Origin of the sequence: Thermococcus camini, from assembly GCF_904067545.1 — an archaeon.
GTDB lineage: Archaea > Methanobacteriota_B > Thermococci > Thermococcales > Thermococcaceae > Thermococcus > Thermococcus camini.
On the sequence record NZ_LR881183.1, the window covers coordinates 84,386 to 107,034 of the forward strand.

The 22,649-nt window shown below is 56.5% G+C and carries 21 protein-coding genes and 1 other RNA gene; 15 read left to right on the forward strand and 7 right to left on the reverse strand.

Going from position 1 to position 22,649, the window contains the following annotated elements:
• Both TIRI35C_RS00430 and TIRI35C_RS00435 read right to left on the reverse strand, forming a co-directional pair.
• The gene (locus TIRI35C_RS00430; RefSeq protein WP_188201330.1) at positions 1-702 is read right to left on the reverse strand and encodes a dihydroorotate dehydrogenase electron transfer subunit; all 702 of its coding nucleotides are present in this window, start codon (positions 700-702) and stop codon (positions 1-3) included.
• Positions 680-1,912 (reverse strand): dihydroorotase, encoded by a 1,233-nt coding sequence (locus TIRI35C_RS00435; RefSeq protein ID WP_188201331.1) that lies wholly within the window; start codon positions 1,910-1,912, stop codon positions 680-682. Before TIRI35C_RS00435 ends, TIRI35C_RS00430 begins: the two co-directional genes overlap by 23 nt.
• Before the next feature lie 394 nt (positions 1,913-2,306).
• On the opposite strand from TIRI35C_RS00435, the gene TIRI35C_RS00440 reads away from it, so the two are divergent.
• From TIRI35C_RS00440 to TIRI35C_RS00475, 8 genes are all read left to right on the forward strand, one after another.
• Positions 2,307-4,688, forward strand: a complete 2,382-nt coding sequence (locus tag TIRI35C_RS00440) for an ABC transporter substrate-binding protein (protein WP_246454625.1) — start codon at positions 2,307-2,309, stop codon at positions 4,686-4,688.
• 204 nt (positions 4,689-4,892) lie between these two features.
• On the forward strand, positions 4,893-5,948 hold the full coding sequence (locus TIRI35C_RS00445; RefSeq protein ID WP_188201333.1) for an ABC transporter permease: 1,056 nt from the start codon (positions 4,893-4,895) through the stop codon (positions 5,946-5,948).
• An 11-nt stretch (positions 5,949-5,959) separates the two neighbouring features.
• On the forward strand, positions 5,960-7,429 hold the full coding sequence (locus tag TIRI35C_RS00450; protein WP_188201334.1) for an ABC transporter permease: 1,470 nt from the start codon (positions 5,960-5,962) through the stop codon (positions 7,427-7,429).
• Between the two features lie 10 nt (positions 7,430-7,439).
• Complete coding sequence (locus tag TIRI35C_RS00455; RefSeq protein ID WP_167890027.1) at positions 7,440-8,399, forward strand: ABC transporter ATP-binding protein; 960 nt, start codon at positions 7,440-7,442, stop codon at positions 8,397-8,399.
• A gap of 10 nt (positions 8,400-8,409) precedes the next feature.
• Positions 8,410-9,417, forward strand: a complete 1,008-nt coding sequence (locus TIRI35C_RS00460) for an ABC transporter ATP-binding protein (RefSeq protein ID WP_188201335.1) — start codon at positions 8,410-8,412, stop codon at positions 9,415-9,417.
• 26 nt (positions 9,418-9,443) lie between these two features.
• Positions 9,444-9,926: a hypothetical protein gene (locus TIRI35C_RS00465; protein ID WP_246454626.1), complete on the forward strand. Its 483-nt coding sequence runs from the start codon at positions 9,444-9,446 to the stop codon at positions 9,924-9,926.
• Positions 9,923-10,684, forward strand: a complete 762-nt coding sequence (locus TIRI35C_RS00470; RefSeq protein WP_188201336.1) for an NAD+ synthase — start codon at positions 9,923-9,925, stop codon at positions 10,682-10,684. Before TIRI35C_RS00465 ends, TIRI35C_RS00470 begins: the two co-directional genes overlap by 4 nt.
• A gap of 9 nt (positions 10,685-10,693) precedes the next feature.
• Positions 10,694-11,551 (forward strand): EamA family transporter, encoded by an 858-nt coding sequence (locus tag TIRI35C_RS00475; RefSeq protein WP_188201337.1) that lies wholly within the window; start codon positions 10,694-10,696, stop codon positions 11,549-11,551.
• On the opposite strand, the gene glnA is transcribed toward TIRI35C_RS00475, so the two are convergent.
• Positions 11,548-12,873 carry a type I glutamate--ammonia ligase gene (gene glnA, locus TIRI35C_RS00480; protein ID WP_188201338.1) on the reverse strand — a complete coding sequence of 442 codons (1,326 nt, stop codon included), beginning with the start codon at positions 12,871-12,873 and terminating at the stop codon, positions 11,548-11,550. The genes TIRI35C_RS00475 and glnA overlap by 4 nt on opposite strands.
• 220 nt (positions 12,874-13,093) lie before the next feature.
• Between glnA and TIRI35C_RS00485 the strand changes: the two genes are divergently transcribed.
• From TIRI35C_RS00485 to rnpB, 4 genes are all read left to right on the forward strand, one after another.
• Positions 13,094-13,501, forward strand: coding sequence for a DUF61 family protein (locus TIRI35C_RS00485; RefSeq protein WP_188201339.1), 408 nt, complete (start codon positions 13,094-13,096; stop codon positions 13,499-13,501).
• Positions 13,501-13,782: a hypothetical protein gene (locus tag TIRI35C_RS00490; protein ID WP_246454627.1), complete on the forward strand. Its 282-nt coding sequence runs from the start codon at positions 13,501-13,503 to the stop codon at positions 13,780-13,782. The genes TIRI35C_RS00485 and TIRI35C_RS00490 overlap by 1 nt, the downstream gene beginning before the upstream one ends.
• Before the next feature lie 41 nt (positions 13,783-13,823).
• Complete coding sequence (locus tag TIRI35C_RS00495; RefSeq protein ID WP_197971666.1) at positions 13,824-15,452, forward strand: COG1470 family protein; 1,629 nt, start codon at positions 13,824-13,826, stop codon at positions 15,450-15,452.
• A gap of 75 nt (positions 15,453-15,527) precedes the next feature.
• An RNA gene (gene rnpB / locus TIRI35C_RS00500) (RNase P RNA component) lies at positions 15,528-15,849 on the forward strand.
• Here the strand turns inward: rnpB and TIRI35C_RS00505 are convergent.
• Genes TIRI35C_RS00505 through priL form a run of 3 tightly spaced genes read right to left on the reverse strand, consistent with a single transcriptional unit; the run spans position 15,835 to position 18,933 of the window.
• Positions 15,835-16,683: a DMT family transporter gene (locus tag TIRI35C_RS00505; protein WP_188201341.1), complete on the reverse strand. Its 849-nt coding sequence runs from the start codon at positions 16,681-16,683 to the stop codon at positions 15,835-15,837. The genes rnpB and TIRI35C_RS00505 overlap by 15 nt on opposite strands.
• The gene (gene priS, locus TIRI35C_RS00510) at positions 16,680-17,720 is read right to left on the reverse strand and encodes a DNA primase catalytic subunit PriS (protein ID WP_188201342.1); all 1,041 of its coding nucleotides are present in this window, start codon (positions 17,718-17,720) and stop codon (positions 16,680-16,682) included. The genes TIRI35C_RS00505 and priS overlap by 4 nt, the downstream gene beginning before the upstream one ends.
• Positions 17,713-18,933, reverse strand: coding sequence for a DNA primase large subunit PriL (priL, locus tag TIRI35C_RS00515; RefSeq protein WP_188201343.1), 1,221 nt, complete (start codon positions 18,931-18,933; stop codon positions 17,713-17,715). Before priL ends, priS begins: the two co-directional genes overlap by 8 nt.
• Positions 18,934-19,173: 240 nt before the next feature.
• On the opposite strand from priL, the gene TIRI35C_RS00520 reads away from it, so the two are divergent.
• From TIRI35C_RS00520 to TIRI35C_RS00530, 3 genes are all read left to right on the forward strand, one after another.
• On the forward strand, positions 19,174-19,923 hold the full coding sequence (locus TIRI35C_RS00520; protein ID WP_188201344.1) for an ATPase domain-containing protein: 750 nt from the start codon (positions 19,174-19,176) through the stop codon (positions 19,921-19,923).
• Between the two features lie 67 nt (positions 19,924-19,990).
• Positions 19,991-21,157: a hypothetical protein gene (locus TIRI35C_RS00525; protein WP_188201345.1), complete on the forward strand. Its 1,167-nt coding sequence runs from the start codon at positions 19,991-19,993 to the stop codon at positions 21,155-21,157.
• Positions 21,139-22,269, forward strand: a complete 1,131-nt coding sequence (locus TIRI35C_RS00530; RefSeq protein ID WP_188201346.1) for a tripartite tricarboxylate transporter permease — start codon at positions 21,139-21,141, stop codon at positions 22,267-22,269. Before TIRI35C_RS00525 ends, TIRI35C_RS00530 begins: the two co-directional genes overlap by 19 nt.
• A gap of 15 nt (positions 22,270-22,284) precedes the next feature.
• Here the strand turns inward: TIRI35C_RS00530 and TIRI35C_RS00535 are convergent, their stop codons facing one another.
• Positions 22,285-22,593 (reverse strand): DUF5748 family protein, encoded by a 309-nt coding sequence (locus tag TIRI35C_RS00535; protein ID WP_188201347.1) that lies wholly within the window; start codon positions 22,591-22,593, stop codon positions 22,285-22,287.
• Between the last annotated feature and the right edge of the window lie 56 nt (positions 22,594-22,649).

Below are 22,649 nucleotides of genomic sequence, written 5' to 3' on the forward strand. Positions count from 1 at the left end.
TCAGAGCAGTCCCTTCAGCTGGAAACCATCGAAAACGGGCCCGTCCCTGCAGACGAGATACTTCCCGAGGTTGCAGGAGCCGCAGACGCCGATTCCGCACTTCATGTAGCGCTCAGCCGATATCTGGACGTTTTCGTAATTCATGACTCTGAGTACCGCTTTCAGCATAGGCTCCGGGCCGCAGGTGTAGGCCTGGTCGAACTCGTTCTTTCTCTCCGCCAGCACATCGGTTGGAAAGCCTTTCCTCCCGGCCGAGCCGTCGTCGGTGGTGATTACCACCTCGTTCACGTATTCTTCAATGTCCATCAGGGCCAGCTCTTCCTTCGAGCGGGCGCCGTAGATTAGGGTTACCCCCTCGAACCTCCCACTGTTCTGCCTCGCGAAGGCATAGAGCGGGGGAATCCCTATGCCGCCGCCGATGAGGACCGCTCGTTTCCCCTTCGGCTCGAAGCCCCTGCCGTACGGCCCGCGGATCCAGAGGTAGTCGCCCTCAGCCAGCTCGAAGAGCCTTGAGGTGAAGGGGCCGACCCTCTTGACGACTATCAAATCCCCCCAGGCCAGGCTGAAGGGTTTCTCACCAACCCCCGGAAGCCATGCCATTATGAACTGTCCGGCATTGAATTCGAGCTTCTTATCGAAGCGGAAGGCCTTGACGTCCTTTGATACCTCCCAAACTTCCCTAAGCGCTACCCTTTCCAGCATTTATCCTGACCCCCTCCGGCTTTCCCACGATTTCATCTTCCTCCATGACGACTTTTCCGCGAAGAATCGTCATCACCACCTTTCCCCTCAGTCTTCTGCCATCCCAGGGGCTCCATTTTGCCTTCGTGTAGAACTCCTCCGGCTTAACCTTCCACTCCCTCTTGAGGTCCACCACGGTGAAGTCCGCGTCCTTTCCCACCTCGAACCCCTTGTTCGTTATTTCAAATATCCTAATAGGATTATCATGCATCTTCTCCACGATGTCGGAAAGCTCAAGCATCCCCCTGTTCACCGCGTCGAGGAGAAGTGCCACCTCAGTTTCCAGTCCTGGTATCCCTGCTGCCCCTGATTCCTTATCTTCAAGCGTGTGAGGTGCGTGGTCGCTGGCTATGAGTGGAATGCGGGAAAAGTTCCTCCAGAGTGCCCTCCGGTCTTCTTCGTCCCTCAGCGGGGGATAGACCTTGAGGAGCGAGTTCCTCTCGTAGTTCTTCTTCGTCAGGAAAAGATGGTGGGGTGTAACCTCGAAGCTTACCCACGGAAGGTTTCTCCCCAGTATCGCCCAAATTCCATCGGCAGTCGATACATGGCAGATGTTGAGGGGCTTCCCCAGCTTTTCCGCCGCGTTCAATGCCCTGTTTATTGCCCTGATTTCGGCTTCCGGTGGTCTTTCGGGATTTTGGGCGATAATTTCGGCGTCCTCCGCGTGGACGCTTACGATTCCGGGGGTGCAGGAGTAATCCCCTTTAAAATCCTCCGAAAAAACTCCTCCCGTTGAGGCCCCCATGAAGATTTTGTAGAAGTCCGCACCGGCCTTCACCGCATCCCCGCAGTTGTTTCTTATCAGAAAGCTCAGGGCGTAGTCGGCGTAGGCTCTCCCTTCAAACAGCGCTTTCCTCCGTTCAAACGTCTCAGCGTTCAAAATGGGCGGCTGGGTGTTGGGCATGTCGAAGACCGTGGTTATTCCCCCGTGTAGGGCTGCCATCGTGCCGGTTTCAACGGTCTCTTTTTTTCTCTGGTCAAAATCCCTTAGATGGACGTGTACGTCTATCAAGCCCGGGAGTATGGCCTTTCCACGACCAATTTGAATGGTTTCTTCTCCCCTCAGCTCGCCCTTTGAGACGCGCAGAATCTTGCCGTCAGAAACCCCTATGCTTCCTCCTATCAGTTTCTCACCCGTCAGGAGCTTCCCTTTCAGAACCAGGTCGTACATAGTGCCCGCTTGGGGGTGGATACGTTGCCATTTTAAGTTTTTTGCTTCGCTCGATGAGAGGGAGTCCATCAAAAAGTCCGCTAACGATTTTTTGGACTTTCCCCACGTTTGTGTGCTCTTTTTTGGAAATTTTATTGGGTTTACTATTTTTTGGTGGCAATAGGCTGGCGTGCGGTGGCACAATTGGCCTGGGACCATATGATAGCTTTATTGAAGACGATTAGCCGTATGTCCCCTTGTTTTCATTGACGTTACTTTTACAAGAACGTAACCCTTAAATAGGCTTCCAATGTATATCTCCATGCCATTATACACCACATATGGCAACATTGCCAAAAAGTGAAGGAGGCAGTGGAGTATGAAGAAGGCTTTGGGATTGTTTGTTATGGGCTTGATGTTGTTTAGTTTGTTTGCCGTCCACTCCGTCAGTGCGGCGGACTACACGCCGAAGGACATACCGCTGGACAGCCAGGAGGCAAAGGACAGGTTCAAGGCCGACCTCCAGTGGTACCTCAAGTACGGCCACTTCGTTATCAGCAACGGTCCGTACATTCTTGACATGTACTCCCCGGAGAACCTCTACCTCAAGCTTGAGAAGTTCAATGGTAAGAGGAACATCTTCAACGATGATCCCAAGCTCCCGAAGGATGGTTATGCCGATGTTATCGAGTACCAGGGTGTCCAGAACGAGGAGACCATAATCCTCCAGGTCGCCAAGGGTGAGTTCGACATTGGACTCTTCGCCTTCGGCGCCAACAAGTACCAGGGCCTCGGAAGCGACGTTCTCGCCAACCTCAACCTCTACAAGAGCGCCAGCTCCTCCGTCGAGCTGAGCATCAACCCGTACAAGGACCCGGATCAGGACCTTCCGATCGTCACCGTCGGTGACAACGTTTACTTCAACCCGTTCGCCATCAGGGAAGTTAGGTTCGCCATGAACTGGCTCATCAGCAGGAACTACATCATCCAGAACATCTACCAGGGTAGCGGTGCCGCCGCCCTCAGCGGCATCACCCCGAGCGACCCCGCCGCCAAGTACTTTGGCCCAGTCTACGACGCCCTTCACCTCACCGCCGACGGCAACGAGGACCTCGCCCTCAAGATGATAAGCGACGCCATGCAGAAGGCTGCCCAGCAGGTTGCTGCCGCCGGCCACACCCTTGAGAAGAGGGACGATGGTTTCTGGTACTTTGACGGTCAGCCGGTTGAGGTTAAGTTCGTTATCCGTACTGAGGACGAGAGGAAGGACATAGGCCTTTACATCTCCGACCTTCTCGAGAAGAAGGTTGGTTTCAAGGTTGATAGGATGCTTCTTGACAGGCAGAAGGCGAGTGAGATTGTTTTCAGGAAGCCGATTAGCAATTACGAGTGGAATCTCTACACTGGTGGTTGGGGTGCTGGTGGTCTTGGAAGCATGTACCCTGACTGGCAGATTTACTACTGGTACTCACCGCTCGGCTACTACCCGAACTTCCAGGACCCCAGGCACCAGCCGGACGTCACCGTTGAGGACGCCCTCAAGTTCATAGGCGACGGCAGCGTTACCGCTGGTCTCCAGAAGCTCCAGACCAAGTACTACACCAGCGAGGAGAGCCTCGGCCCGATACTCAAGTGGACCACCAAGGAGATCGGTTACCTCCTGCTCATGACCCAGTACACCGACCCGACCACCAACACCACCATAGTCCTCAACAACGCCGACCAGTACTGGGACCTCCAGAAGATCGGCATTACCATTGGTATCATGGACAGTGTCAGGATCTTCCTCGTTGAGAACTGGGAGTTCTATCCAACCAACAAGCAGAGGGTCACCGACATCATTAGTGATGACAGCGTTGGTATCGCCAGCAGGTGGAGCATAATGAGCGCCAAGACCCCGGACAAGCACCTCAAGGTCGCCCAGTTCGCCTCAACCGGTGCCCTCTTCATGAGCGCTATCAACCCGGTTGGAGGTATCACCGACGTTTACAGCACCAGGCTCTGGAACCTCATCCATGACACCGGTGGAACCATCAACTTCGACGGTCTCTACGTCCCGTACAGGTGCAAGTGGACCCTTGAGAAGGGTGAGTTCACCGTTCCGGACGATGCGGTCGTCTACAACCAGACCCAGGGCTGGATTGCCGCCCACGCTGGCGAGAAGGCCAAGGTTAAGGTCACCGTCACCTGTGACATGGGTGAGTGGCAGAACGGCGTGAAGATGACCGTTGACGACATCAAGTACTTCATAGCTTTCATCTACACCTGGGCTTACAAGGACACTCCGGACGACCCGTATTACGACAGCTCCCTCAGTGACACTGCCGCCACCTACCAGACCTACCTCGGCTTCCAGTTCAACGACAACGGTTACGTGGTTTACGGTAACTACGTCCACCCGTTCGCGGACGACATTACCGCGGGCAACTACGTCATCTACCCGAGCATGCCGTGGGAGATGTACTGGGCCATGGGTGAGCTCGTCGCCAACGGCGACGCCTACGACGCCAGCAGCAAGTACTCCTTCAGCAGCAGCGGTGAGGGACTCCTCCAGCTCGACCTCCTCACCAAGCAGCACGTCGATGACCTCGCCAAGGTCATCCTCAAGATCTCCGGCCTCACCTGGGACGACATAACCAGCACCACGACCACCACCGAGACCGGTCCGACTACTACCGCTCCGACCACCACGACCACCACTGGTGGCGGTGGAGGCAACACCACCACCTACGTTGTCGTCGGCCTGGTGATAATCATCATCGCCGCGGCCGCCTGGTACTTCACCAAGAAGAAGTGAAGGGGCATGTTTTCTTTCCTTTTTGTTTGAATTTTTCTATCCATAAAGACCTCTATGTTCTCATGTGGTGACTTTTTCATCGGAATGCTCTCTTGTGGACGTTCTCGAAAAATGTGTACATTAATGCAGTAAGATATATAAAGCCAGTTTTACAATGTTGAAAAAGATACATTAAACACGAGCAACCTACGTGGGGGTGAAAAAATGGGGTATCTAAAATATCTGGTGTTTAGGATTCTGAACGCTATCCTCGTTCTGCTGATTGTGACGTTTATCATCGCGGCCCTCTTCGTGAAGGTCGCGGAACAGAGCAACCTGGCAAAGATGAACGATGAGATGATGCAATGGGACAGGACCACAGGTCAGAATATCCTGAGAACCCAGGGTCAGGACGCCTATGAGAAGGCGAAAGCCGAGCATGAGCAGTTCCTGAGGGAGAAGTACGAACTCAACCTACCGTACTGGCATAAGGTTTACAATAAAGCCGTACGCACGCTGAAGCTTGATTTCGGAACCACCACCACGCCCATCTTCGGAACCAACAACGTCTCGGACATCATCAAGGTTGCCGTTCCGAGGAGCATCCTGCTCTTCACGACCGCGACGATAATAGTCATCATTCTGGGTATCTTCCTTGGAGTCAGGGCCGCCAGGCACGCCGGCAGCGTCTTCGACAGGGGTCTCTCCATCTTCGCGCTGCTCACCTACAGTCTGCCGATGTGGTGGACCGGAATGATGTTCCTCCTGATCTTCGCCTTCAAGCTCGGCTGGTTCCCGCTCAGCTCGATGTTTGACCCGCAGCTCACCGGCTGGGCGCACGTTAAGGATGTTCTCTACAAGCTTACCCTCCCGGTACTCACCTATGTCTTCGTCGCCTTCGGTGGCTGGGCCTGGACGACCAGGAACATCATGATAGGCACCCTCCAGGAGGACTTCATCATGGCGGCGAGGGCCAAGGGTGTCCCCGAGCACAAGATCATCTACGGTCATGCCCTCCGCGCGGCAGCGCCGCCGATAGTCACCATGATCATCTTTGCCCTCCTTGGCTCCCTCGGCGGTGCCATCATCAGTGAGCTCGTCTTCAACTACCCGGGAATGGGCAGGCTTTACTGGGTCGCCCTCCAGCAGAACGAGACCAACCTCCTCATAGGTCTGACGTACTTCTTCACGGTGCTCTACCTTGCGGGAGTCGTCATCGCGGACATGATCTACGGATTCCTCGACCCGCGTGTCAAGGTCGGTGCTTCCGCCAAGATGTGAGGTGATTCACGATGAGATGGGTCGACGTCAAAGAAGGATTTAAGGAATTCCTTGACGAGTTTAAGAGGGAGAAGACCGGCATAGCCGGTGTCGTTCTCCTCATCCTCCTCGTCCTCGTCGCTCTTACAGCCCCGTACACAACAATACCTGACCTCCCCGATAAGTGGAGGAGCTCCGCTTACTGGGAGGACAACCCCAAGAACGTTCCGCCAACCTGGTACAACATGTTCACCTCCCAGAAACTCGTTCCCCAGGTGGCCTACTACAGCGATGAACTCTCCATAACCCACCCGAACAACACCGAGATCCTGATTGAGGCCCCCTACACCTTTAAGGATGGTTACTACCTCGGCCCGCAGGGAATCATAATCAGGAACATAAACGTGACCCTGAACCTGCCCTCCAAGGCCCCGACGTACAGCCTTTACCTTGAGAGGCCCGACGGAAAGACCGTTTCCCTCGTGGACAACAAGCCCCTCACGAGTTCCACCACCATAGCCGTTGGTAGGGACGCGGCAATTTCAGCCAACATCTACGTCTGGCTCGTCAATGTTACTGAGGGCAGGGAGCTCGACCCGCTCCAGGCGCAGATGGACCCGATAGTCATCATGAACATCAACACCCTCGTGTCCACGGCCTTCGCCAAGGTCGAGCCCGGAATGAAGGCTCAGGACATCATAAACAACCCCGAGCCGCTCTGGGGCGACTACAAACTCGTCCTCAAGATCGACAACCCTGCTCCAGACCAGAACAAGGTCATTATCGATGACATAAAGGTCACCTTCCTCGGAAGGAGCTACGGAACCATGGGTACCGACTACCTCGGCAGGGACCTCTGGGCAGGCATCATCTGGGGTAGCAGGGTCTCACTCGTCATAGGCATACTCGTCTCCGTCCTCAGCACCGTCATAGGTCTCATCTACGGAGTTACCAGTGCGTATCTCGGTGGAAACGCCGACGAGTTCATGATGCGTATCAACGAGATATTCGCCTCAATACCGAGCCTTCCGATACTCATCCTCATCGGTGCCACTGTGGGACACGTGACCCTAATGTTCATAGTCCTACTGCTGGTCATCTTCGGATGGATGGGAATAGCGAGGATTGCGAGAAGTATGGCCCTCCAGATCAAGGAGCAGACCTACGTTGAGGCTGCCAAAGCCCTGGGTGCCGGCAACGGAAGGATAATCTTCAAGCACATACTGCCACAGCTCCTGCCCTACGCGTTCGCCGTCATAGCCCTCAGCGTTCCGGGTGCTGTTATAGCGGAGGCTTCCCTGAGCTTCCTCGGTATCGGAGACCCGACGGCTGTTACGTGGGGACAGATACTCAACGCGGCTCAGGCGCAGGCAGCGACGACCAAGGGTTACTGGTGGTGGGTCCTCCCGCCCGGGCTCGGTATAGCTGTCGTCGGCCTGACCTTCGTCCTCATAGGTACGGCCCTCGATAAGATACTCAACCCGAGGCTCAGGAAGCTGTGAGGTGGTATAAATGGCCAAGAACGTACTTGAAGTTAAGAACCTCAAGATGTATTACTTCACTAACAAGGGTGTCGTCAAGGCCGTCGATGACCTCACCTTTAACCTCAAGAAGGGCGAGGTGCTGGGGCTTGCCGGTGAGAGCGGATGCGGCAAGTCCTCCCTCGGTTTTACCCTTATGGGAATGCCCACCGCACCGGGTAAGATAGTCGGGGGCAGCATCAAGATCGATGGAAGGGAGATAGTCGGTCTTCCCGAGGACGTCCTCAGGAAGGAGGTTCGCTGGCAGAAGATAGCCATGATATTCCAGGGTGCCATGAACGCCCTCAACCCGGTTTACACCGTCGGTCACCAGATGATCGAGCCGCTCCTTCTTCACAAGGGCATGAGCAAGGACGATGCTCTTGACAGGGCCCAGAAGTACCTCGAGCTCGTGGGTCTCGACCCCGAGATCGTCTACCGCTACCCCCACGAGCTCTCTGGAGGTATGAAGCAGCGTGTCATCATAGCCTCGGCCCTCCTGCTTGAGCCAGAGGTGGTCATAGCCGATGAGCCGACAACTGCTTTAGATGTCGTTGTCCAGGCCCAGATCATCAACCTTCTGAAGAAGCTCAAGAAGGAGCTCGGTCTCTCCATGATATTCATCACCCACGACCTCAGCATCCTCGCCGAGATCAGCGACCGCGTTGCCATCATGTACGCCGGTAAGATCGTTGAGATTGGAGACAGCGAGAAGATCTACTACGAGCCGGCCCACCCGTACACCCAGAAGCTCCTCTCAGCCATACCGAGGCTCCACGAGGACATTGAGAGGCTTGAGTTCATTCCGGGACAGCCGCCTAACCTCATCAACCCGCCGAAGGGATGCCGCTTCAACCCGAGGTGCCCCTACGTTATGCAGGTCTGCAAGGAGCAGGAGCCCGAGCTGAAGGAAGTTGATAAGGACCACTACGCCGCATGCTGGCTGCTGTGAGGTGTGAGAAATGGCCGAGCCGGTACTTAAAGTTGAAAACCTCAAGAAGTACTTCCCCATCAAGAGGGGATTCATAGACACGATCAAGGGTGCCCCGCAGAAAAAGGTTCACGCCGTTGACGGCATAAGCTTCGAGATATACAAGCAGCAGGTCTTCGCCCTTGTCGGTGAGAGCGGCTGTGGTAAATCAACCACCGGAAAGCTCATCGTCAAGCTCCTCGAGCCAACGGACGGAAGGATATACCTCGAGGGCAACGACGTCACCCACGTCAAGACCAAGGAGGAGATACTCAACTACCGCAGGCACGTGCAGATGATATTCCAGGACCCATTCAGCTCGATGAACCCGAGGTTCAGGATATTCGACATCCTTGAGGAGCCGCTGCTCATACACGGCATCGGTGAGACCAAGGCCGAGCGCGAGGAACTCATCTACAAGGCCCTCGAGATGGTCAAGATAACCCCGCCGGAGGACTACGTCGGCAGGTTCCCGCACATGCTCTCCGGCGGTCAGAGGCAGCGTGTGGCTATAGCCAGGGCCCTCATCCTCAACCCGACCTTCGTCGTCGCCGACGAGCCTGTCTCGATGCTTGACGTGTCCATCCGTGCAGAGGTCCTCGAGCTGATGAAGGAGCTCAAGGAGAAGATGGGCGTCACCTACCTCTACATCACCCACGACATGTCCACCGCCAGGTACTTCGCCGACTGGATGGCGGTCATGTACCTCGGAAGAATAGTCGAGATGGGGCCGGTCGAGAAGGTCATCGACAACCCGCTCCACCCGTACACAAGGGCCCTCTTAGCGGCCGTTCCGGAGCCCAAACCGGAGCGCAGGAACGTTATCAAGGAGCTGCCCATTAAGGGTGAGGTTCCCAACGCCGTTGACATACCGCCCGGCTGTAGGTTCCACCCGAGGTGCATCTACGCCCAGAAGGGACTCTGCGACACCAAACACCCGCAGCTCGTCGAGTACGAGCACAACCACTTCGCCGAGTGTCATCTCGTCGGCAAGTACTGACCCCCTTCTTTTCTTTACTCTGGGTGATGCCGATGGGAACGTTCAGGGATGCCATGGAGTACCCTCTTCTCAAGGTCGGCCTGATAATGCTCGTCCTTGCCCTCGTTATATCCGCCGCTGGTTTTTACCGCGTTGGCAAGGTCTATTCCTCCAGTGGAACCCTGGGGGAGGGAATGCACTACCTGGGCGATGATAAGTTCGAGACCGAGTACCTGTACCACAACAGAACGCTGATCCTCTCCTCTTCGGGTGCCAACCTCTCCCTGATTCAAGGGACTGAAATGACCAACTACACGCTTGTGAACCGCGAGATAACGCTCCACCCGGGCGAGAGGCCTGTGATATATGTTTTTAACGGGAGCGTGAACTATACTTACAGCGCGACGGCCGTTGACTACCCCTACGCCATCTACTCTGTGGTGGCCTTCGTGCTGATGCTTGTAGGGGTCGTTATGGCCTTCATGGGCTACTCCCAGCTGCTGAGGGATGTGAAGGAGGGTAGGAGATGAGGGAGCTTGATTACAGCGCCGTCATTGAGAGGATAACCGGGTTCATAAGGGAGAGCGTTGATGGGGCCGGCGCCGAGGGCGTCGTCGTTGGTATAAGTGGGGGCATAGACAGCGCCACAGTTGCATATCTCGCCGCGAAGGCCCTCGGAAAGGAGAGGGTTCTCGGCCTGATAATGCCCTACTACGAGAACCGCGACCTTGACGACGCCCGGCTGGTATGCGAAAGCCTGGGGATTGACTACAAGGTGGTCAACATAAGGCCCATCGTCGATGAGTTCGAGAGGGCCGTTGGAGGACTCGACACCAGGAGCAGGGGGAACATCATGGCCAGGACGAGGATGGTTCTGCTGTACGCCCACGCCAACGCCATGAACCGTCTCGTCCTCGGAACCAGCAACAGGAGCGAGGTTCTCACGGGATACTTCACCAAATGGGGCGACGGTGCCAGCGACTACGCCCCACTCATAAACCTCTACAAGACCGAGGTCTGGGAGGTGGCGAAGCTCCTTGGAGTTCCGGAGAGGATAATCGAAAAGAAGCCCTCAGCAGGGCTGTGGGAGGGGCAGACGGACGAGGCCGAGCTCGGGATAAGCTACCGCCTCCTCGACGAGATACTCTGGCGCATGGCTGACCTTGGAATGGAGAAGGATGAAATAGCGAGGGAACTTGGAATAAGCGTCGAGAGGGTCAAATACGTCGAGAGACTTGTGAGGAGCAGCGAGCACAAGCGTCGCTTACCGGTTGGCCCCACCCTCTGAGGTGAGCCCATGAGGAGGGGATACCTCTTAGTTTTTCTAGCCGCCTCCATGTGGGGGACGCTGGGCATATTCGCCAAGTACCTCGACGGCTTCGGCCTCAGCCCGTTCACGATGGTCTTTTACCGCGTTCTCTTCGCGCTGATGCTCCTCGGTGCGTACCTTGAGCTCAGGGGAATTGGGCTGTCCCTGGAAAGGGAGAGGCTGAAGTTCTACGCCCTCTACGGATTCTTCAGCATCTTCCTCTTTTACACCCTCTACTTCTACACCGTGACCATCTCATCGGTCTCCTTCGCGGTTCTACTCCTCTACACCGCCCCCGTGTACTCGATAGTTCTGGGCAGGTTGATCTTCAAAGAGCCCCTGAGGAGGGAGAAGCTCATCGCCCTCGTCATGGTCATGGCAGGGGTGGTTCTCGTCAACGGTTCGGGGGCCGGGTTCTCGACCAGGGCGCTCCTCTTCGGCCTCCTGACCGGACTGACCTACGCCCTCTACGGAGTTCTGGCCAAGCTTGCGGTGAGGAAGGAGGAGCCCGAGAAGGCCCTCTTCTACACCCTCCTGTTTGGACTCCTGTTCCTCCTTCCCTTCACGGATTTCAGCGTTCCAGCTGGGGCGGTTCCATATCTCTTCGCGCTGGCACTCTTCCCGACGTTTCTCGGATACATCCTCTACAACCACGCGCTAAAGGAGGTTGAGGTCAGCAGGGCCAGCATAGTTGCCACCATAGAACCCGTGGTTGCCATAGTCCTGGCGTTCGTTCTCTTTGGCGAGAGGCTGAGTGCGGCACAGCTCGCCGGCGCCGCCCTGATCATAGGGGGCTCAATGATAGTGCACATGGGGGAGAAGGAGAGGCCGGAGGAAGCTCACTAGACGTGGAAGTACCTCTCGAGTTCCCACTCCGTCACCTTCTTTGTTTCCATGGGGATGTCCCGTGAGGCCAGGTACTCGAGGTAGTCCTCCCACTCGCGTTCTTTGTACTCCACGAAGTTCCCGTAGGCACCGCCCAGGGCCTCCCTGACGACCCGGTCCCTCTTCAGCTCGTCAAGGGCCTCCCCGAGGCTTCCGGGCAGGGTACCTATCCCGAGTCTGGCCCTCTCCTCACTGCTCATCTCGTAGACGTTTGCCTCGGTGTATGCCTCCGGCTCCAGCCTTCTTTTTATTCCGTCGAGTCCTGCCATTAGAACCGCCGCGAACGCCAGGTAGGGGTTTGCGCTTGGGTCAGGACAGCGGTACTCTATCCTGGCCCCGTTGCCCCAGAACGCGGGGACCCTTATAAGCGTACTCCTGTTGCGGTAGCCCCAGCTGATGTAAACCGGGGCCTCATAGCCGGGGACGAGGCGCTTGTAGCTGTTCACCGTTGGGTTGGTAACGGCAGCTAAAGCCTTCGCATGCTTCAGTATCCCGGCTATAAAGTGCAGTGCGGTCTCACTGAGGCCATCCTCCCCGATGAACGCGTTCTCTCCGTCCCTCCAGAGGCTTATGTGGAGGTGCATCCCGTTCCCGGGAAATCCGTGGATGGGCTTGGGCATGAAGGTCGCGTATAAACCGCGCATTTCAGCCACTGCCTTGACGATGTATTTGAAGCTGACTACGTTGTCCGCCGTTTTGAGGGCATCATCGTAGCGGAAGTCTATCTCGTGCTGGGACTTCCCGACCTCGTGGTGAAGGACCTCCGGGACGAGGCCGAAGGAGGGCATGTAGAGTGCTATCTCCCTCCGCAGGGTGCGGGCCCTGTCGAGGGTGACGAGGTCGAAATAACCGCCGCTGTCTGGTATCTGGAGCTCCCAGGAACCGTTCTTTTTGAAGAGGTAGAACTCCGGCTCCGGGCCGATGTATGCCCTGAAGCCCTCTTTTTCGAGCCTCTCGATCGCCTCTCTGAGCACCCCCCGCGGATCCGCACCGTAGGGGCTTCCGTCTTTGTAGATGTACCCGTAGACCCTCGCTATTCCCTCCCACGGAACCTCGGTGTAGGTGGCCGGATCCGGCTTCAGAACGAGGTCGCTGTCCTCTATCCTCTGGAAACCTGATATGGACGAGCCGTCAAAGGCTATTCCCTCCGTCAGTGCGTCTTCGTATCTATCCCCAGGTATCTCCATTCCCTTTGGGACCCCGTTGATGTCGACGAAGACCAGCTGGACGAACCCCGGCGACCCGGCCCTATGGCCAATTCCAACCGTGGAAATTTCGTTCATTTTTATCACCATTAAATGTTTTAACGTTCAATTTTTATGCCAGATTACTGAACGATTAATCTAATAAAAGTCTTTTCACTGGATTTTTGTCACTATGACGACTGGGCATGCGGGACTTCCACCTTTTGACAGCAAAATGTCCATTCCATTGTCAAAATCATCTGAAATTTACATTTTAATGTTAAACAAAGCTTTTTGTGCATCGGCCGTAGCCATGAACATGACAAATGCGGAGGATATACTGAACCGGGAGATCGCGAGGGTGAACCTTCACCTCCCTGCGCTCCGTCCCACCCTTTCCCAGCTCCTGGCGGAGGAAGAGCCGAGCGTTAAACTCCGCGACGGTAGCTATCACTACTTTCGGCGCTCCGAGCTTGAGTACCTGCGAGACCTGGTGGACGATGATGAGCCCGAGCGCCTCAAAGTGCCCATAGTTCTGGAGATAAGTACCCTCCACAGGGGCTACTTCAGAGTCAGGGGGCGCGTGGAGGTCAAGGTCATAGATAAAATCCTGGGCACCTACAGCATCCTGGAGGAGAAGGACGAGGAGCTTTATCCCCGCTACCTGCTCCCGAGGATCAGACGCGTTCTCCCGACCACCACAACATACGCGTTCATAGCGGAGTGATGACCATGGACGAGGACACCAAGGTTCTCAAGGATTATCTGATCTTCACGGTGCCCCACGTCACCGTGCTGGCGGGGGCCATTTTGGGCGTCATGATGATCCTGGGGGTTCCGATTAACGTTGCCCTTGGGCTTTTTGCCGTGGCTTACGGAATCATGCTCACGATACTGGGCCTCATTATACGCCCGCACGTCTCGGGCAGTGCCCTCTACCGGCTTATGATGGCTTTTTTCGTGGGTTTGATTGGGATAGGCATCATCATACTGTTCTACGGGGGGTAGGGTTTATATTGAAAAAAGTACAATTACTGGTGGTGAAAAGGATGCGGAACATGGTGATAGCGTTTATCGTGCTCCTGATGCTTGTCTCAGTAATTCCCGGGGCTTCCGCACAGTTTGATCAGCTCGAAACAAGCGATGAAATAACCGTTCTCAGGGGGGACTACGGTTCCGGAACGATCTGGCTCACAAACGCAGGGGGGTTCACTTACAAGGTCGTCAGCTACCAGCGTTTCTGGGTCGAGGATTCCTCCGGGAATAGGATTGATGGTTTCACGTTCAACATCTCTCCCCATGTCTTCAGCGACTGGACCCCTAAGGGCAGGTATTCCTTCTCGTATAACATCACCTGTCCCTCCAACGTCTCGGGAGGCACCTACACGCTCTTCATGAGGTTCCTGGCCTTCACGTCCGATGGCTCTATGTACATACTCTACGCCAGGATACCCCTTCACGTGATCTCCGAGCCCCTCAACTTCGGCGTTGCCGAGGCCTACGTTCAGGGCAGGCCCGGCTCATCCTACGTTCTGAACGGGGAGACCATAGTCGTCTTCTCCCACGTCACCAACATCGGTCACGGGAACGTCTCCGCGGTGGGGCAGGTCTCCCTGATCAAGGATGGAAAGACCTACTTCTTCGAGAACAGGACACTGACCTTCGTTCCGGGGGACAATCTCGTCCGGTTTGAGGTTCCCATTGGATACGACCTTCCCCCAGGAACGTACCGGCTCAACTATCTCCTCCAGTACGATGGGGGCGCCTACAGGTACTCCAAGGACTTCCCCGTAAAGTTCGGGGTCACGCTGGTTGGAGTCTCCCTGAAATCCGACGAGGTGAAGGTGAACGAGGACAACAGGGCGTACGTGACGGTTCTCTCCGAGAGGTCCATCGGCATGAACCTTACGGTCGAGGCGTACCGTGACGGGGAGCTTATATCGAGGGCCGTGGAGCCAAAGGAGATTGGAGGGGGTACAACGGTTCTTGAAGTTCCCCTCCCAACGAACGTGTCGGGCTCCATCACGGCCGTCATAAAACTGACCTTCGGCGAACGCCTGATCGGGGAAGGCAACGTTACCTACACCGTTTCAGCTCCTCCAGTGCTCGCAAACGTCTCCTATGAGAGGACTGCCAACGATGAGGTGCTCTTCAAGCTCGCCGTCGAAAACCCCGGTGACGGGAGTGTGGACGGTGTTCTCACCTACAGGATATCCTCGGACGATGGGGTACTGTACAAGGACTCCATGGTGGTAGCTATACCCCCTGGGACCAGCGAGATAACGGTGAAGTTTGAGGTTCCGGTGGGGAAGACCGTCTATTACGAGTTTGCCCTCACCGCGGCGGGGGAGACGAGCACCGCGAAGGGAGAGCTCTACCTGGAGCCCCCTGCGCCGACGACCACGACTTCGTCCCCCACGACCACGACCTCATCCACCGCGCCCTCGAACACCACTACCATCGGCGGTGGCGGTGGCTCCAGGGGACTCTGGATCGGCCTCGTGGCGGTGGCTTTCATCCTCCTGGCAGCGGGTGCCTTCTACTACCTGAACCGCGCGGAGGGGGCCCGGAAGAAGCGCGTCAGACCAAAACCTAAGAGGCGCTCCCCCCTGGGCAGGTTCAAGAGGCCCAAGAAGCCGGAGTTTAAGGAGAACAAGGAGCTTCCCAGGAAGAAGTGAGCCTTCACTTCCTTTTTTGTTTCGTTCATTGCCCAAATGCCAACCTTTTTATTCCGGTTGTTTAAACTTCCCACGGCGAGGGGGTCGGGGACTCTCGGGGTGCTCCCGAGGAAGTTCCGCCCACCTCACCGGGGCCGCGGTGCCGCGAGGCACCTCTCGAGAGGGAGGGCAACGGCGCAGAAACGACACGTCCCGGCGGATATGGGGATGAAAGCGGCGAAGGGCCCGGCGACGGTGCCCGAGCTAACCCGCAGACGACCCGTCGGGGACCGGTGAAACGGCCGTCCCGCGGGGTGCAAGGCCGAGGGAGGGGCGATGAAGTCCCGGTGCGAGCCCCGTGGTAGGCCGCTCAGTCGAATGTCCCCTTGAGACAGAAGGCGGGCTACGGCCCCCTCGCCTTAATATCCAGCAGGGATGCGAGGAGTATCAGGGCCCCTCCGAGTGCTGTTCTGGCCCCTGGAACCTCTCCGAATACCAGAAACGCGTACACCACCGCGCTCATTGGGTCCAGATAGCTCAGTAGGGCCGCCTCGTTGACCTCCACCTCCTTGAGCCCGTCCATGTAGAGGAACAGCGCCAGAACGGTGTGAACCCCGACGAGGACGAGAACCGCCCACCAGACGGGTTCCCCAACACCTGAAACCGTCATAAACGGGGCGAGGGCGAGAGATGCTATCGCGAGCTGGAGGAAAGTCAGAGTTTTGCCGTCGATTCCACGCAGGAACCTCCCGAGGTTCGGTATTAGGGCGTAGAAGAAGGCCGCCGTCAGTGCGAGTAGGATTCCGACGAAGTCTCTGTTGCCCAAATCGACCTTCTGGCCGCTCATAATCAGTATAAGCCCGGAGAATGCGGTTCCTATGAGGAGCCAGCTCTTCAGGCTCAGTCTCTCACCGAGGAAGCGCCACGAGATAACCGTCGCTATTATCGGCGCTATGTAATAAACGAGAACCGCGTTGGCTATGGTGGTGTAGTTGAACGCCGTGAAGAGGAAAACCCAGTTCAGGGCGAGGGAAACGCCCAGTGCCAGGAGGGGCTTCCATCTGGCCCTCAGGAGTGGGGGGAGCGATTGAAGCCATTCATCCTTTCCCGCAAGGATGGCAAGGAGCAGGAGGGCGCCGAGGGACACCCTGAAGAATGCTACTCCTAGCCCGGATAGGTTTGAGAAGCGTGCGAATATCCCCACACTGCCCCATATCAGCATCGCCGTGGCGATTTTTATCCTTCCGTTCACAGTACATCCCCGTGCTCTTCCAGCCATTCCTCGTAGGCTTCCCTGACCTCCCCCTTCCTGAACCCGGGAACGGCATCCTCGAAGGGGTTGAACCTTTCGAGCTTTCTTTCATTCGAGCCGATGTAGGTCGTCACGAGTCCAACCTTTGAGTGCAGGCTCGAGGGCAGGCGGAGGATTCTTTTAACGTCAACTGTGACCCTCCCGTCAAAGTATGCCTTTGAAAACGTACTCGAAAGGGAAAACAGCCTTGTCAGGGTTTTGTACCCTATCCCCTGAGGGAACGCGGTCAGGAGTCCCTTCCGCACGAAGCCCTCGTATATTTCCTCCTTTCCATCCAGGAGCTTCTCAACCTGGCCCTTTTTTAGGCCTATGTTGAACAGGTGGTTCTCGTTCACCCTCCTTACAAAGTACCCGAATCTAAGCCGGAAGACCCTGTAATAGCCCGAGGAAAGCATTATCCTCCTGCTCTGGATATCATCGAACGTTATCTCCTCCGCGGCACTGATGTAGGCCAGAACCTTTTCCCTGGCCTTGCTGTCGAGCTTTAACGCCCAGTCATCCAGAACGCGGATGTGGTAACCCCTGCCGGAATAGATAACGTGGACGTTCTCAAAACCGAAGTCCTCCTTGAGAACCACGAGGGTGTCCCTCGCCAGCTCCTTCGCGTCCTCGAGGCATATCGGGCACACCCGACCGTGCTCGTGGAGGTGGGAGCACCTCCGCAGGGGCAGGTCCTTCGCGTCTATGTCGAAAACGAGCTCTGCCCCGAGCCAGCCCTCCATCTCCTTGGGCTCCTCGTAGAGGGCGACGGAGGAATAAATTGCGTAGGGAGCGGTTGTCTTCACGTAGTCCTCCAGGTCGCGGACGTCGAGGAAGACGTTCTTCCTGTCGCTCGGCCCCTCACCGGTGTGGTCGAATCCGAACTCCCTGTTCTCGAGGGTTCTGACGATGAAATCCGGCAGCCTCTTCGCGCTCCATTCCCGTCTGTAGTAGAGCGCCCTCTCCTCCTTCGTCATCTCCCTGAGGAGCTCACCCATTTTCCTCACCGCCGTCCGTTTCTCCGCTCTCGCCTTCTCCCTTCCGCCGGTTTTCGAGGTAAAGCTTCCTGAGGTAGTACGTCAGGGGGTTCTTGATGTTCCTGCAGTCCCTGTCCGGCCGGCAAAGTTCTGGCGCGTTGGCCCGTATCTTGGAGCAGTTGGGCGGGAAGTACCAGGTCGAGTTCCCGCTGTCCTCAATGGTAGGGTTGTCCGTGAGGCCGAAGCCGAGGTGGTACCAGATGTTCTTTACCTCGTGGGGCTGGTCCTCGAAGAGGGGCGGCGAACAGCGGTTGCCGGCCTCGATGATCACGGGCAGTATTTCCTTCTCCACAACGCCCAGGTCGCTCACGCAGTCCCTTATCCTCACGTCCTTCCTGGGGGGATTGGGACAGAGCCTGGCGTAGCTCAGGAAGCTCGTCAGGAGAACGGTTATAGCGTAGTTCCTGAGGCCCGAGGGAACGCCGCCCAGGGCAATCTTGACGCACGGCGGGAACAGGTCGAAGCGCAGCGGCCCTGCCTTGGCGGAGCTCATCCGCTCCAGCCTCTCCTTGTAGTGCTCCCGCGCTATCTCGCCGAGCTTCTCGTAGATCCTGAGGTAGTAGTCGGGCAACTCGTCCCTTATCTCGTAGAGCAGGTTCACGGCCCTGTCGAAGTTCCTCTCGAAGGAGCGCTTCCACAGCTCAATGGCCCCTTCCTCCGTAAGGTACGCGTATCCGTTCCGCACGTAGACCTCTTTGAGGGAGCCCTCCCCAAGCTCCAGGAACTTTGACAGGTGTATCCTGTATCCCAGCCGCAGCTTCCTCCTCTCGTCGGGGGACAGCTCCGTGTGGTGGGTTCTCTCGAGTATGGTTCTGTCCCTCTCGGGGATTTCGCCGCCGGAAATCGCCTCGAGGGGTGTGGAAACCCCCACGAGCGTTCCTTTCTGCAGTATCCTCCTGTGGTATATCCTCAGGTTGGCCTCCCTGACGACCTCCCTCTCAAGGCCGTACGGTGAGAAGGCCAGTGCTCCCAGGAGTGCGTAGAATGTGAGCAGATCCCGTATTCCGCCCAGCTCAAGGATGTCCCCGGGTATTTCACCGGACTTTATCCAGCTAACCCTCTCGAGGGCGGCATCAACCTCAACGTACGACGGTATTATCATGAGCAGCTCGGTTATTCCACCGAACTCATCTTTAACGAGCCGCCTGGCCTCGGGCCCGAATGGATCCAGCATGGCTTCACCTCTCAGACATAGATGCTGGTTTGAGCATAAAACAGTTTTCCCCTTGGAAAGGCTCCGAGGTGCATCGGGAAATTTGGTCTTATCTGGAACTCTTCCGGTGCTATCGTCAGGATACATTTCGATTCCGGTGCGAAAGCACGGAATTTCCCCAAAAGTTTTATATCTTCTTGGTGCTACATGTTATACCAGGGAGAACGGCGGGTTCGTAAAGAACTCCAGAGGGTGGTCTGTATGGTCACGAAATACACAGTTGAAAGATTGAAAAGTGGCATTCCTGGCTTTGATGATTTAATCGAGGGCGGCTTTCCCAGCGGAACCACGGTTCTGGTTACCGGCCCTACCGGAAGCGGCAAGACTACTTTTGGTGTCCAGTTCGTCTATAAAGGTGCCGAGCTCTACAATGAGCCTGGAGTTATCGTCACCCTTGAGGAGAGGGCTCAGGACCTCAGGAAGGAGATGCTCGCCTTTGGATGGGACTTTGAGAAGTACGAGAGGGAGAGAAAGATAGCCATCGTGGACGGCGTGAGCGCGGTTGTAGGTCTTCCCTCCGAGGAGCAGTACGTTCTTGAGGGCAACCTCAACGCAGAGGACTTCCTCCGCTACATATACCGCGTTGTCAAGGCCATCGATGCCAAGAGGCTCGTGATAGACTCGATTCCTTCCATCGCGTTCAGGCTCAGGAAGGAGAATGAAATCAGGGAGGTTCTTCTTCAGCTCAACACGATTCTCCTTGAGATGGGGGTTACCTCGATACTTACCACCGAGGCCCCAGAACCGGGCAGGGGCAAGATAAGCCGCTACGGCATAGAGGAGTACATAGCCAGGGGTGTCATCCTCCTCGACTTCGTTGAGAAGGAAGTTGAGCTGAAGCGCTACCTCCTGATAAGGAAGATGCGCGAGACCAAGCACTCGATGAAGAAGTACCCCTTCGAGATCAACGAGAAGGGCATCGTGGTCTATCCGAGCGGCGAAGTCTACTAACTTTCCTCTTTTCTGTAGCACCACTGGATAGGGTAAGGTTTTTAAGGTCCAGTTATTACCTTTAATCATGGTTACAAACAAAAAAATTTCGGTTGTATTGATGGCCGGATTGGTGATTGTATTAACTGTGCTGGCGGCCATGGGTGAAAGCCGGCAGCAATCCAGCGCGTTCGTCGGCCTCTGCGTCTATTCAGGGGATGGCTTCTCCATCCTGACCAACGGCACGGAGAGCGTCGGGGTCTATGCCTCACTCGACGTTGGACGGGTCTACCGGGTTACGGGCGTCCTGTACAGCTCCACCTCCGGCCTCAGGATGAGACCCGAGAGGGTGGAGCCCGCGGAACCGACGTTCCCCATCGACTCGTTGACCGGAGCTTACTGGCCCTCGCGGGGATACTACCTCCTCACACCTGCAAAGATACGGCTTGCACTCCCGATAGACGCCGCCAAGGGGGAGATGGTCAGCGTCGAGGGTCTCTGGCACGGTGGAAAGTTTTACCCCCTCAACTATCGGCGGCTTGGCCTCCATGAAGGTCCCGTTGATGGGATGCCCTGGGAGGTGGAGGGAACCGTCATCTACTCAGGCAGGCAGACGCTCATCTGGAACGGCAGCGAGGAGATAGCGGTCTATCCTCCCTACGGCGTCGAACTCGAGCCCGGCCTGAGGATCCGTGTTCTTGGAATCGTCAGGCTCTACTCCAGGATCTCTCTCTTTGTTGATTCCCGGGACGATATCCTGGTGCTCGGGCTCGCGGAGAGAAGACCCCTCCAGGACGCGGCGATAGGAGATATGGCCGTCGGCAACTGCACCGTCCTCGGAACGGGCCGCTCCCTCAAACTTGACTGCGCCGACCTGAGGCTCTACGGCTTCTCCGCCAGGGTTGGCGACGTGATCCATATGGAGGCCCTGCGGCGCCGTTCCTCCCTCCTCTGCCTTAACTGTTCTGTTATCATGCCCAGGGAAGAGCTCCCAAATGGCATCTGCTCCTTTTCGGAAGGAATGTTCGCCAGAATAAGTGGAAACGTCTCCTGGGTTAAGGTTTACAGAAACGGCTTCGGCCTGGCCAACATTACTGCCGGGGACTGCTGGGTGCTCCTCAAGCTGAGGAAGTCCCTGGGAATAAGGCTGGATGAAAACGATACAGTCACCGCCTACGGCTTCTTCACGACCTATCGCGGCATGCTCGCCTTTGAGGTTGCCTCGGGTGATGACGTGTGCTCCGGGAACTGCTGACGGGTATAGCAGGTGGAACGCTCAGCGGCGTTTCACCTGGAATCCACGTCAATACCCTGGCGGCGTTTCTTTCGAGCGCCGGGATCCGCGATAACCTCGTCCTCTTCGCCATGGGTCTGACCCACACTTTCCTGGACGTCATCCCCTCCGCCTTCCTGGGGGTTCCTGACGAGGGTACTGCGCTTGGTGTCCTCCCAGCCCACCGGCTCGTTCTCAGGGGACGGACAATGGAGGTTGTTAGAATTGCTCTGTGGGCGAGTTTTCTGGCCGTTCTGATGGCGATTCCATCGATGCCCCTGTACTTCCGTCTCGCGCCGCTGTACCGCCCGGGCGCCGGTCGCTTCCTCGTTTTTCTGCTCGCGGTTTTTCTGGTGCTGACGGAGCCAGGACTGAAGAAGCTTTCCGCCCTTCTCGTGTTCTTTCTCTCCGGGATTCTTGGAATGCTGACCTTCCGGCTCGGCCTCTCGCAGCCTTTCTACCACCTCTTCACGGGCCTGTTTGGGGTTCCGGTTATCCTGCTCTCGGCCCTGGAAGGGAGGACGCGCCCGATAGGGGCCGGAGACGGGGAGGTTCGCCTGGATAAAGGCCGCTTCCTGGGCTTCTCGGCCCTGGGAACGGCGCTGGGTATGGCGGCTTCGCTGGTTCCCGCCTTCACGGCATCCCAGGCGGCTCTCCTCGGTTCCTTCCTTTCGAAAGACGAGCGTTCCTTCCTGACCATCGTGTTCTCAGTGAACACGGCCAACTTCATGTTCTCCTTTGCCAATTTCCTCTCAACTGGAAGGAGGCGAAACGGTATCGTTGCCCTGATGGCGCCCGCTGCGGAGAGTGATATCTACTTCTACCTCTTGGTGGCTCTATTCGTTTCGATGGCGGTTCTCCTCTATGCCGAGCCCCTAGCCGTTCTCATACTCCGTCTGCTCGGGCGGGTTCCTTACAGGGCGCTCAACTCCGCGGTTGCCGGGATTCTCGTGGTTCTTTCGTATCTCTTTGATGGTGTCACGGGTTTGGTCTTTCTCCTGGGAGGCGTGATGATCGGACTGCTGGCGGCGGTGCTCGGGGTCAAGAGAACGAACTGCATGGGGGTGCTGATGCTCTCAATAATAATCGGATAAGAAGGGGAAGGAGGTTCAGACGGATTTCTCCTTCAGAATCCTCTGGAGCTCGACGTAGTCGGTCACGATTTTCTTGCCGTCGAGGGTGGTGAAGTAGGCCTTTTTGACCTTCACCTTTTTCATGTCGGTGTATTTCATCTCGGGCGGATCGTAAGAACCAGGCTCGACGACCTCGTCCTCGATGACGTACGTTTCGAGGTCCGGCTGGCCGACGTATTTCCAGACCTCGTAAAAGACCTCCGGCTCGAGGTGAATTTCGCCGTCAATCTCTATCCAGTCCGCCCCGGTTTCCTCAAGAAACTCCTTCACTACCTCGAAGTGCATAGAATCACCAGCATAGTATAGGACGCTAAGGGTTATATACCTATCGCCGAACTTCC

Coding starts and splice junctions, on each gene's coding strand:
- TIRI35C_RS00430 (WP_188201330.1), bottom strand. CDS start 702: ATGCTGGAAAGGGTAGCGCTTAGGGAAGTTTGGGAGGTATCAAAGGAC.
- TIRI35C_RS00435 (WP_188201331.1), bottom strand. CDS start 1,912: ATGTACGACCTGGTTCTGAAAGGGAAGCTCCTGACGGGTGAGAAACTG.
- TIRI35C_RS00440 (WP_246454625.1), top strand. CDS start 2,307: ATGTTGTTTAGTTTGTTTGCCGTCCACTCCGTCAGTGCGGCGGACTAC.
- TIRI35C_RS00445 (WP_188201333.1), top strand. CDS start 4,893: ATGGGGTATCTAAAATATCTGGTGTTTAGGATTCTGAACGCTATCCTC.
- TIRI35C_RS00450 (WP_188201334.1), top strand. CDS start 5,960: ATGAGATGGGTCGACGTCAAAGAAGGATTTAAGGAATTCCTTGACGAG.
- TIRI35C_RS00455 (WP_167890027.1), top strand. CDS start 7,440: ATGGCCAAGAACGTACTTGAAGTTAAGAACCTCAAGATGTATTACTTC.
- TIRI35C_RS00460 (WP_188201335.1), top strand. CDS start 8,410: ATGGCCGAGCCGGTACTTAAAGTTGAAAACCTCAAGAAGTACTTCCCC.
- TIRI35C_RS00465 (WP_246454626.1), top strand. CDS start 9,444: ATGCCGATGGGAACGTTCAGGGATGCCATGGAGTACCCTCTTCTCAAG.
- TIRI35C_RS00470 (WP_188201336.1), top strand. CDS start 9,923: ATGAGGGAGCTTGATTACAGCGCCGTCATTGAGAGGATAACCGGGTTC.
- TIRI35C_RS00475 (WP_188201337.1), top strand. CDS start 10,694: ATGAGGAGGGGATACCTCTTAGTTTTTCTAGCCGCCTCCATGTGGGGG.
- glnA (WP_188201338.1), bottom strand. CDS start 12,873: ATGAACGAAATTTCCACGGTTGGAATTGGCCATAGGGCCGGGTCGCCG.
- TIRI35C_RS00485 (WP_188201339.1), top strand. CDS start 13,094: ATGACAAATGCGGAGGATATACTGAACCGGGAGATCGCGAGGGTGAAC.
- TIRI35C_RS00490 (WP_246454627.1), top strand. CDS start 13,501: ATGACCATGGACGAGGACACCAAGGTTCTCAAGGATTATCTGATCTTC.
- TIRI35C_RS00495 (WP_197971666.1), top strand. CDS start 13,824: ATGCGGAACATGGTGATAGCGTTTATCGTGCTCCTGATGCTTGTCTCA.
- priS (WP_188201342.1), bottom strand. CDS start 17,720: ATGGGTGAGCTCCTCAGGGAGATGACGAAGGAGGAGAGGGCGCTCTAC.
- priL (WP_188201343.1), bottom strand. CDS start 18,933: ATGCTGGATCCATTCGGGCCCGAGGCCAGGCGGCTCGTTAAAGATGAG.
- TIRI35C_RS00520 (WP_188201344.1), top strand. CDS start 19,174: ATGGTCACGAAATACACAGTTGAAAGATTGAAAAGTGGCATTCCTGGC.
- TIRI35C_RS00525 (WP_188201345.1), top strand. CDS start 19,991: ATGGTTACAAACAAAAAAATTTCGGTTGTATTGATGGCCGGATTGGTG.
- TIRI35C_RS00535 (WP_188201347.1), bottom strand. CDS start 22,593: ATGCACTTCGAGGTAGTGAAGGAGTTTCTTGAGGAAACCGGGGCGGAC.